Origin of the sequence: Mammaliicoccus sp. F-M27, from assembly GCF_022387115.1 — a bacterium.
Lineage (GTDB): Bacteria > Bacillota > Bacilli > Staphylococcales > Staphylococcaceae > Mammaliicoccus > Mammaliicoccus vitulinus.
This window is the reverse complement of the sequence record NZ_JAJNIE010000026.1, coordinates 1-8389: the sequence shown is the minus strand read 5'-3', so window position 1 is coordinate 8389 and position 8389 is coordinate 1. Positions and strand designations below refer to the sequence as shown.

At 31.2% G+C, this 8389-nt stretch carries 14 protein-coding genes; all 14 read left to right on the top strand.

The features are described 5' to 3' along the window. Positions 1-431: 431 nt before the first annotated feature. The gene (locus tag LQ598_RS13520) at positions 432-806 is read left to right on the top strand and encodes a hypothetical protein (protein ID WP_239745712.1); all 375 of its coding nucleotides are present in this window, start codon (positions 432-434) and stop codon (positions 804-806) included. A 918-nt stretch (positions 807-1724) separates the two neighbouring features. Further along, a complete protein-coding gene (locus LQ598_RS13515; RefSeq protein WP_172965107.1) occupies positions 1725-1871 on the top strand; it encodes a hypothetical protein in 147 nt (48 codons plus the stop codon). A gap of 64 nt (positions 1872-1935) precedes the next feature. Next, positions 1936-2064, top strand: coding sequence for a hypothetical protein (locus LQ598_RS13870; protein WP_275589660.1), 129 nt, complete (start codon positions 1936-1938; stop codon positions 2062-2064). A 44-nt stretch (positions 2065-2108) separates the two neighbouring features. Then, positions 2109-2615, top strand: a complete 507-nt coding sequence (locus LQ598_RS13510; protein WP_239745711.1) for a hypothetical protein — start codon at positions 2109-2111, stop codon at positions 2613-2615. A 53-nt stretch (positions 2616-2668) separates the two neighbouring features. Then, positions 2669-2842, top strand: coding sequence for a hypothetical protein (locus tag LQ598_RS13505; RefSeq protein ID WP_196980776.1), 174 nt, complete (start codon positions 2669-2671; stop codon positions 2840-2842). A gap of 54 nt (positions 2843-2896) precedes the next feature. Beyond that, positions 2897-3238, top strand: coding sequence for a hypothetical protein (locus tag LQ598_RS13500; protein ID WP_152292086.1), 342 nt, complete (start codon positions 2897-2899; stop codon positions 3236-3238). After that, complete coding sequence (locus tag LQ598_RS13495; RefSeq protein ID WP_152292087.1) at positions 3231-3455, top strand: hypothetical protein; 225 nt, start codon at positions 3231-3233, stop codon at positions 3453-3455. The genes LQ598_RS13500 and LQ598_RS13495 overlap by 8 nt, the downstream gene beginning before the upstream one ends. 34 nt (positions 3456-3489) lie before the next feature. Next, positions 3490-3708: a hypothetical protein gene (locus LQ598_RS13490; RefSeq protein ID WP_239745710.1), complete on the top strand. Its 219-nt coding sequence runs from the start codon at positions 3490-3492 to the stop codon at positions 3706-3708. 90 nt (positions 3709-3798) lie between these two features. After that, complete coding sequence (locus LQ598_RS13485) at positions 3799-4008, top strand: XRE family transcriptional regulator (RefSeq protein WP_239745709.1); 210 nt, start codon at positions 3799-3801, stop codon at positions 4006-4008. Positions 4009-4538: 530 nt separating this feature from the next. Next, the gene (locus LQ598_RS13480; protein ID WP_239745708.1) at positions 4539-5336 is read left to right on the top strand and encodes a ParA family protein; all 798 of its coding nucleotides are present in this window, start codon (positions 4539-4541) and stop codon (positions 5334-5336) included. Between the two features lie 20 nt (positions 5337-5356). Further along, positions 5357-5632, top strand: coding sequence for a CopG family transcriptional regulator (locus LQ598_RS13475; protein WP_239745707.1), 276 nt, complete (start codon positions 5357-5359; stop codon positions 5630-5632). 506 nt (positions 5633-6138) lie between these two features. Continuing rightward, positions 6139-6597 carry a hypothetical protein gene (locus tag LQ598_RS13470; RefSeq protein WP_152292096.1) on the top strand — a complete coding sequence of 153 codons (459 nt, stop codon included), beginning with the start codon at positions 6139-6141 and terminating at the stop codon, positions 6595-6597. 17 nt (positions 6598-6614) lie between these two features. Beyond that, entirely contained in the window at positions 6615-7049 is a 435-nt protein-coding gene (locus tag LQ598_RS13465) for a RusA family crossover junction endodeoxyribonuclease (RefSeq protein ID WP_239745706.1), read from the top strand. Further along, entirely contained in the window at positions 7042-8004 is a 963-nt protein-coding gene (locus LQ598_RS13460; RefSeq protein ID WP_239745704.1) for a hypothetical protein, read from the top strand. The genes LQ598_RS13465 and LQ598_RS13460 overlap by 8 nt, the downstream gene beginning before the upstream one ends. Positions 8005-8389: the final 385 nt, after the last annotated feature.

Below are 8389 nucleotides of genomic sequence, written 5' to 3'. Positions count from 1 at the left end.
CACTTTTTCATTACGGGCAAAATATCCTCGCTTACACGGGGCGTCGCATATTTTGCCCTAAGTTCAAAACCTTTAAACCCTAAAATCAAAACCCTTTAAGTTCAAACCCTATACATATTATAGAATCTTAACGAAAAGCGCGTTATAACTGTACTGTTCATTTTGTACAGTAGGCGTTAAACCATTAAATAAGTATACGATTAAACGATAGAAAAGACGCATAATGTCATGACTTCTTTTGTTGAATATCCATGCGTTTATTTGTTCCAAAATGTCCTTATAGTTGTACCAAAATGACTCAAACAGAAAAGAAGCGGTTAAGTAATGATAAATAGTTTAAATGACGAAAAAATAAAATTTGCAATATAGTTTGAATAGGCGCTGCGTGATTCAGTTTGATGTGATATGTTAAAAATATGGAGGTGTTGAACATGAAAGTCGTAAAATGGTTTCTTGTCATTCTATCCCCTTTTATAGAACTATTTATTTTAATGTGTATACTCAATATTACAGAAAATACTGTTCTGGCTTTGTTGATTATAATGATATTAAATATTATTGGCTATTTTTTATTAAAGTTTTTAAATCATTGTGTAACAAAACAGGCGCTATTGGTTACAGGTAAACATTCGCGTTTAAAATTAGTATTGGGAATAGTATTACTATATATGGTGTGGTTAGGAATGGGATTAAATTTAGACAAGGGAAATGGAAACTTAACTACACAAGTAGTGGGCTTGCTACTATCTTTATCGTATGCCTTTATATTGCTTATATTGAACTATGAAGAAAGTAAGCTAGATTAATTGAATAGATTTATCGTTATAGACGAAATGAAAGCCAAGACGCATAATGTCATGGCTTTTTTTATGGTCAATATCAATAAGCTATGATTTGTTCCAAAATGTCCTTATAGTTGTACCAAAATGACTCAAACGGAAAAGAAGCGGTTAAGTAACGCTAAAAAATAAAATGACGTAAAACGTTAGGTTGCTTTGAGTATTGTTATATTAAGGGTGTAACCAAATAAAGAATGTTAGGAGGATAGAAATATGCACACATATGAAACGTTTAAGTATAAGACAAATGAAATAGGAGAAACAGTCTTATATTCTGTACAGAATCCAGAGAAATATTGGATTATACAGGTTGATGTACCAAAATGACTCAAACGGAAAAGAAGCGGTTGAGTAATGCTAAATAAAGCCCGTAACAACAAAGAAGTAACAAAACGGAACTAATGAGGTATATATATTTAAATAACGAGATAGGTTGGACTTCTGATTTTCGGAAGTCCAATTTTTTTGACCGTTTATAAGGGTTAACAGTCGTTAAGGTTGAACGTTGTATAATCAGAAATTCAAACATTAAAACATAGGTATAAGGTACGCAGGAAAAACGCGATCATAAATTTTATGTGAGAACAAGTAAGTAGAATAAAACGAACGGGCAAAGTAAGGCGTTAATATATAAGGTTTAAGGTTGCTATAGATATGTATCATAAATGGAGTTAATCGTGGGAAAATACTATCAAAATTGATGTGCTTATAAAGTGTAAAGTGTGTATGTATATTTTACAGAAAGAAGCGGTTAAACCGTTGATATATAAGGGTTAAAAAGTTCATAAAAATAATACAAAACATGAAAAAAAGTATAGAAAATGCTTGTAATCGATACTATAATATCGTATAATATAAGTATACCAGATGTAAGGAGGTGAAGCCATGAAACGTAGCAATCGACCTTATGACTCTGGTAAGGCAAAAGAAAAGAGAGATGAACGATTTGATTTAATAATGCGTATCATACAGCTAGCGACTGCGATACTCACATTCATCAACATTCTTCTCTCACTGATTTTCTTCAAGTAGTTTGTAATACAGGGAGGTTGCCTCCTCCCTAACTATTTTCATTATAACATGGGGGGCGTAAATAATGAACTTAACTTACTTAATCAAAAACATTAAACGATTAATATTATCGGCATTTGCGATGACGATTGGCACATTCATTTTAAGTGTCGTTACATTTATTTTAATCATTGTATTAATTATCTCACGTTAAAAACGATTGCTACGTTTCATAACAATTTAAAGGAGTGTTAAGCAATGGGAACAAGAACAGCAGTATTTCAAGAACAAGAGGACGGAACTTATTTAGGGTTTTATGTACACTATGACGGTTACCTAGAAGGCGTTGGCCACACATTAAAGCACTACTACAGTAGTCGTGAAAAAGTAAAAGAACTGATTGATAAAAAAGTACCATTATCAGCATTGGGTTGTTGGAACATTGTGATAAGCGACTCAGACCATTATAAATTGATGAAAGAAGACTCAGATATACGCCATAACTTTTGTATAAGAAGCGGAAACTATCAAGAGTATTTCAAAGCTAAATCATTAGAACAAATCAGACGAGAAACATACCTAACGATGAACGGACAAGACGAGGTACAGGGTTTCACAAGCGTTGAGAATGACGAATATGTTTTTAAGGCTTATGAAGGCTCAGACAATAACGGTTACTTATATGTACAAGATATTGAAGGTGAATGGTTAGCAAGCGTATATGAAGAAGATAGCTATAAATTCACACCGTTTGAACGCTTATAAAATAAGGGGGTGCTATCCCCCTTTCATATCAAATATTAAGGAGTGTAGAGGATATGGGACAAGATATACAATTACGTGAGATTGGCAAACGATTTATATATGAAGGCGTGTTATATGCAACATATGAGGTCAACGGTTTAAGTTGGGTAGTTTTGAATTACCATACGGGAGATGTTGTAAGAGATGAACAAATAGTTGCTTTAGCGTATGAAGGGTTAATGCTTTAAACATATTAAGGGGGTACTATCCCCCTTTCAATATTAAATAAAGGTGGTCATCAAATGAACGGATATGAGATACAGAAGCGTATAAGTAATGAGTGTCGTAAACAATGTGGGGCATATATTTTAACAAAACATGATAAAGAGCTATTGCATAACTTAAGTAAGAAACAGGGTCATCCTTATATATATAAAGTTGTTGGATATGACCATATATTTATTGAGTATTTAGAAGGTAATCAGACGCGCATACATGATATGAAAAATCGTAAGGTATATAGATCAATTTTTCATTCATATTATGGTGTATCAATGGCTATTATGCCGAATGGTCGAAATGTGTTATATGAAACAAGCGTATATAAAGAAAATCCAATAGAAAGAGGTTTTATAAATGGCTAAAGACAAATTAGAGCATATCAAAGTAAATAGACATTATGGGCGTTTCTATGAAATTGGAGAACGTTTTATATACGAAGGTAAAAGATACATCATTCTAGAACATGAAACATTTGGTAATGATGTTGATTGGGTTGTGATAGAAGCGGAAAACGACACAGGCATTTATGAAGCGGTTGAAGATGAAGACATCATAGAGTTGGCTTATTCGATTGTCTAAATCATCTGTATGAGTACTTAAGGAGGTTACAATCATGGCTATCACATTAGATTCATTTAACTTAAAATATGGTATAAAGATAGAAGCGGATATGCCATCTTATCAAATCTTTGAACAACTTGAACAAGCAAATATTGAATGTGGCTATATAGCAAGAGATAATAATGTAGCAAAGAAATATGTTCTAAGAGATAGAGAGAATATCATTAATTTAGAAAATAAATTATATCTATGCGTAAGAAAAAATAGTTAAGGTGTGGGGGTATTCCCCCTACCTAACTTATATATTAAAAGTTATTGAATAATGTGTTTGAATATGATCGTAATTTTGGAGGGGTTAAGTATGGAATATATACAAGAGATAGAAAATAAGGTACAAGAATTATTAGATAACGAATCATTGTCTGCTGCGAAAATAGGAAGAGATACAGGATTATCTGCTGGCATGATTAAACACTTGCGTACAGGTTATAAAACGCTAGATGTTACAAAATTCGAGAATATCAAAAAGTTATATGAGTACCAATTGGCTTTAGAAGAAGCGGAAGAGTAAAATTAATAGCAATATTGAAAAGATTGGGTATATAACCTGATCTTTTTTATTTAGGCTTATATATCCCCTATCTGTATAGTTGAGGTATTTGTATATGCTATGGATAACGATATTATCATTTAAGCTAAGATAAAGGCTTGTGTGGACAAATTTGGATAAAAGGATACAAAGTATTAGAGGGGCACAAAACGTTTGTTATATGTGTTCTGAGAAGGACTATTTTTATAAGTAATGAATCAAGCCCCCTACCCTACCCAAAAATAGATAAAAGAAGCGGTTAATAACCTATATGTATGCTGATGTGTAGAATAATGTGCATATGAGTGTGTAGAAATATAAGTATAGATATACTTACCTATATACACAAAAAAAACTACACATTCCTATACGTATATAAATACACATGATTATACACATTTTTATATGTAAATACGTAAGTATTTTGGTGTGTACATAAATAAGTACTAGCGTAAGTATACGAGTGTGTGTTATAGTGTGTATAAGAAAACAAACGAAAAAGAGGTGTGACTATGATTATTGTAACGTTCAATGCAGTAGATGGAGGAGTTGGTAAAACAACATTATCTTTTAATTTTTCGGAATATCTTGCGTTGCAGGGATACAAAGTATTAGCAATCGATAAAGACCATCAATGTAACTTCACAAATTTATATGGAATTTATGATCAAGAAAATACAGTCGCTAATATATATACTAATGGTGATGATGTAGATATTGTACCTGTTAAAGAAAATTTAGATTTAATAAAAGGATATATGAGATTAGATGAAATTGAAGATAGTATTGTAACTAATCCAAATAAATATATGATGTTTTATATGTGGTTAGAGGATAATTATCAAAAACTAAATTTAGGTGAGTATGATTATGTCATTATAGATACACATCCGGATTTTAGGATTGCTACTAGAAATGCAGTTGCAGCAAGTCATGCTATAATAGCACCGGTTTTAGATTCTGATAATACAGATTCAGAAAATCTTGAATATAGGTTAGAAGAATATAAGAAAGAAACTATAGATTACAGAACGCGTGAGTCTTTAGTTACTGCTAAACTATTTAGAGTAGGAAACCGAGTAAGTCATAATACAACGGTTAGTAGGAAATTCAAAAAACATATTGAAGGTAATGATAAGTATATAAACTATATACCACTTAAATCCATCTTTAATAAATCTATTGCAGATGAAAAATCAGTAGCGCAAAAATATAAAGATAAAGATGTTACGAGAGATGAACTTAAATTTAAAGATGAATTCAATAAATTAATGAATGAAATAAAAGAAGCGGTGGATAAAACTGTTTAAATATTAGGAGGTTAATTAAAATGGCATTTGATCCAACAAAAAAATCAGTAGATAACCAAAGAGATGTAGAAGAAAATAAATCAGGTATAGCACAAGCTTTGCAATCATCAAAAAATGAACTAGACAAAATAGGATATGGTCAGAGTATTATTAAAAAGAAAGATAAACAAGAAACACGCAGTAGATATAATTTCACGTTAAAACCAAGTAACAGAGAAAAATTAAATAGAATTTACAAAGAAAATAATTATAGTTCAGCTTCAGAATTTTTAGATGAATTAATTGAATCTTTATAAATTAAAAGATAAGTAGTTATTGCTGCTTATCTTTTTTTTATAATATACACACCTAAGTGAGTATGTATATACTGATATGTATGAACCAAAGTATACACATGTGTATGTGTAATCACATACTTAAATTTAATACAAAAATAAATAATAAACTGATTAGCATACACAAATAATTTTTAAATGTAATATATATTATGTTTGCAAACGCGAACTATATATGATAAGATGAAATCAACAAATAAATAGTTTGCAAATACAAACACAGTATTTTTGAGTATAATCTAAAAGATTAAACAGCAGGTATAAGTTGGGAATAAATACTAAGAAAAATCATGAATTATCATTAATTTAAAAATTTGATTCAGATTTTAGAAAGTTTATTCAAGTAATATATATGAATGAAACAAGGGTTTAAAGCTTTTATAGTGGTAATTCTTATTATCTTAAGTAAATCTGGTTTAAATAACAGAAATTATAAATATAACTATTAATCTAGGAGGATGGAAATAATGGCTAATACTAAAACTCAAAAACCTTTAACTATCTCAAATATGAAAAGTGAAAATATTGTAGAGTTTTTTGTAGAAATATCACACTGGAAAAAAATTGCTGATAAATTAGATCAAAAAAAGACTTGGGTTTACAAATATAAAAAGAACTTAAAGAGTGCAGCAGAAGAAAAAAATGCGTTTGAAGCATTGGCTGAGACATTCACTTTAAGAGAGATAAACCTTATTATAGAGCTATTTAATGACTATATTGAAAGACCGGAAGATTTTCAGATTAGAAAGAAAAAGCAAGAAGTTGATTTAGAAGAACAAGCAAAAACAATAGAAAAACACATGAAAGATATGGATCTAAAATACAAAAATGATAATAGCGATTTTGAATTTCCTAAAAATAGGAAAAGTACACCTGAAGATATAAGAAAGTTTTGGGAAAACGAAAAACAAAAAGATGAAGATTGATTGAAGGAGGTAACGAAATGACAAAAGAATGGAGATGGACGATTAATTTACCTCCTATGGCAACGCCTAGACCACAATTTAGAAGGACTGAAAAGGGTCAAACCATTACTTACTATCATCAAGCTTATGTTGCGTATTTAGACGCTATACAAGAGCAATTAAAAAAAGATGAAGCGTTAAACGATACTTTTTTTGAGATATTAAATACACCCTTAGGCGTGAAGGCAGAAATATTATTCTTTGTGCAGGCGCCAAAAAGTCAAAAGAGGTTGAATAAACTAACGAGAACAACCGCACCAGATATTGATAACCTTTTAAAAGCAGTGTTAGATGGCATTTTTAAGGGTTTGGATATAAAAGATAGTCGTATAGCATTGGTTAGTATGGGTAAGTTTCAAGAAATGGATAATCCTAGAACAGAAGTGTTATTTAGGGGGATAAGTGATGAGTGAGAAAAGACTTACTAATTTAGACAAGTTCTATAAAATTGAAGATATGATGGATAAAGCTGAAACTGAAGTTGATAGTTATATCGAAAAGTTAAAAGATAGAAACGAATATATAAACGAGTATAGAAGAGAATTTATGAGCTTAAAGAGTACTGTAGGACGTATTAAACGAGAATTGGATATGTCGAAAGAAGCATTCACAGAGGATCAGCATATCTTGTTTAAAAGTGGTTTAGTAAAGTTAGGTAAGGAAATCAAACGCTTAGAGGAAGAACGTCAATATGACGCAGATAACAACTATAGCAGCGCGATTAAAAAGTTAGGTAATGCTTACGATGATTTAGCAGAAAACCCTAATATAGACACCATAGAAACATATATAGGCGTGTTATCAAATCAGGGTGTAAATATCGAAGAATTTACGTTTTTAGTAAGCGAAACGAAAGGCAATAATTCCGCTTCTCACATCGTTAAAATGTTGTCAGAAGCAGAAAGCGAGTACCTAAAGTCTTTTAAAGAATATAGAGAGTCTTGTGAAGCTGGCGAAGATGTACTCAATGCATTTGAGCGAGTGGCAGATCTATTGTATGACGAGGGATATGTACAAGAATATCAAGATTTAGAAGAGGTATTGCCTGATATAGACGGAGAACGAGGTGAACGTCCAGATCCTCAAAGCTTACTTGATATATTCGTACCTATAAAAAGTTCGAACTTAGAATATTGGCAATCTAATTACCGTAATAGCAGGGGTCACGAGTTAAATTTAAACTTTGCTAAAGCCATAGCTTACATGAGAAGGGCTTTGCTAGAAGGACGAGAGTATAGAGGGACGCAGAACGCGTACGATAGACTTAAAGCAGCATACGATGATTTATCGGAATATATGTACGAACGTTACCACGAATTGGGTGGAACGCCTAATAATTATCATGGCCACGAAGACAGAAAGCGTTAGTTGATAAAACTAGCGTTTTTTTTATGCAAAAAAATAGGTGTGAAATAACCTTTAAAGCCATTTTAAGCCTATATGAGCGCTATTTCATACTGTTTAGGATATCAAATACCTAGAAAATAAAAAGGGGCTATATATACCATTTAAAGGCGAATTATAACAATGATATTGTTCGCATAAACGAACTATAAATAATAAGAATTATACTAAAAATATCCGAAGGATATGATGAAAAAATTAATAATATAAATTATATGCAGAAAAATGTTCAAGACGAATAATATAAGTTCGCAAACGCAAACCGAAAGTAAAACAAAATCAGAAGGCGTTCGCAAACGCAAACCAGAATACAAGTGCTATGGGCTGACAGCCCATAGCACTTGTATTC

Excerpts from the sequence above, each read along its gene's own strand:
- LQ598_RS13460 (WP_239745704.1), top strand. The coding sequence starts at position 7,042 with ATGAGTGAGAAAAGACTTACTAATTTAGACAAGTTCTATAAAATTGAA.
- LQ598_RS13510 (WP_239745711.1), top strand. The coding sequence starts at position 2,109 with ATGGGAACAAGAACAGCAGTATTTCAAGAACAAGAGGACGGAACTTAT.
- LQ598_RS13870 (WP_275589660.1), top strand. The coding sequence starts at position 1,936 with ATGAACTTAACTTACTTAATCAAAAACATTAAACGATTAATATTATCG.
- LQ598_RS13505 (WP_196980776.1), top strand. The coding sequence starts at position 2,669 with ATGGGACAAGATATACAATTACGTGAGATTGGCAAACGATTTATATAT.
- LQ598_RS13470 (WP_152292096.1), top strand. The coding sequence starts at position 6,139 with ATGGCTAATACTAAAACTCAAAAACCTTTAACTATCTCAAATATGAAA.
- LQ598_RS13465 (WP_239745706.1), top strand. The coding sequence starts at position 6,615 with ATGACAAAAGAATGGAGATGGACGATTAATTTACCTCCTATGGCAACG.
- LQ598_RS13480 (WP_239745708.1), top strand. The coding sequence starts at position 4,539 with ATGATTATTGTAACGTTCAATGCAGTAGATGGAGGAGTTGGTAAAACA.
- LQ598_RS13515 (WP_172965107.1), top strand. The coding sequence starts at position 1,725 with ATGAAACGTAGCAATCGACCTTATGACTCTGGTAAGGCAAAAGAAAAG.
- LQ598_RS13495 (WP_152292087.1), top strand. The coding sequence starts at position 3,231 with ATGGCTAAAGACAAATTAGAGCATATCAAAGTAAATAGACATTATGGG.
- LQ598_RS13500 (WP_152292086.1), top strand. The coding sequence starts at position 2,897 with ATGAACGGATATGAGATACAGAAGCGTATAAGTAATGAGTGTCGTAAA.
- LQ598_RS13475 (WP_239745707.1), top strand. The coding sequence starts at position 5,357 with ATGGCATTTGATCCAACAAAAAAATCAGTAGATAACCAAAGAGATGTA.
- LQ598_RS13485 (WP_239745709.1), top strand. The coding sequence starts at position 3,799 with ATGGAATATATACAAGAGATAGAAAATAAGGTACAAGAATTATTAGAT.
- LQ598_RS13490 (WP_239745710.1), top strand. The coding sequence starts at position 3,490 with ATGGCTATCACATTAGATTCATTTAACTTAAAATATGGTATAAAGATA.
- LQ598_RS13520 (WP_239745712.1), top strand. The coding sequence starts at position 432 with ATGAAAGTCGTAAAATGGTTTCTTGTCATTCTATCCCCTTTTATAGAA.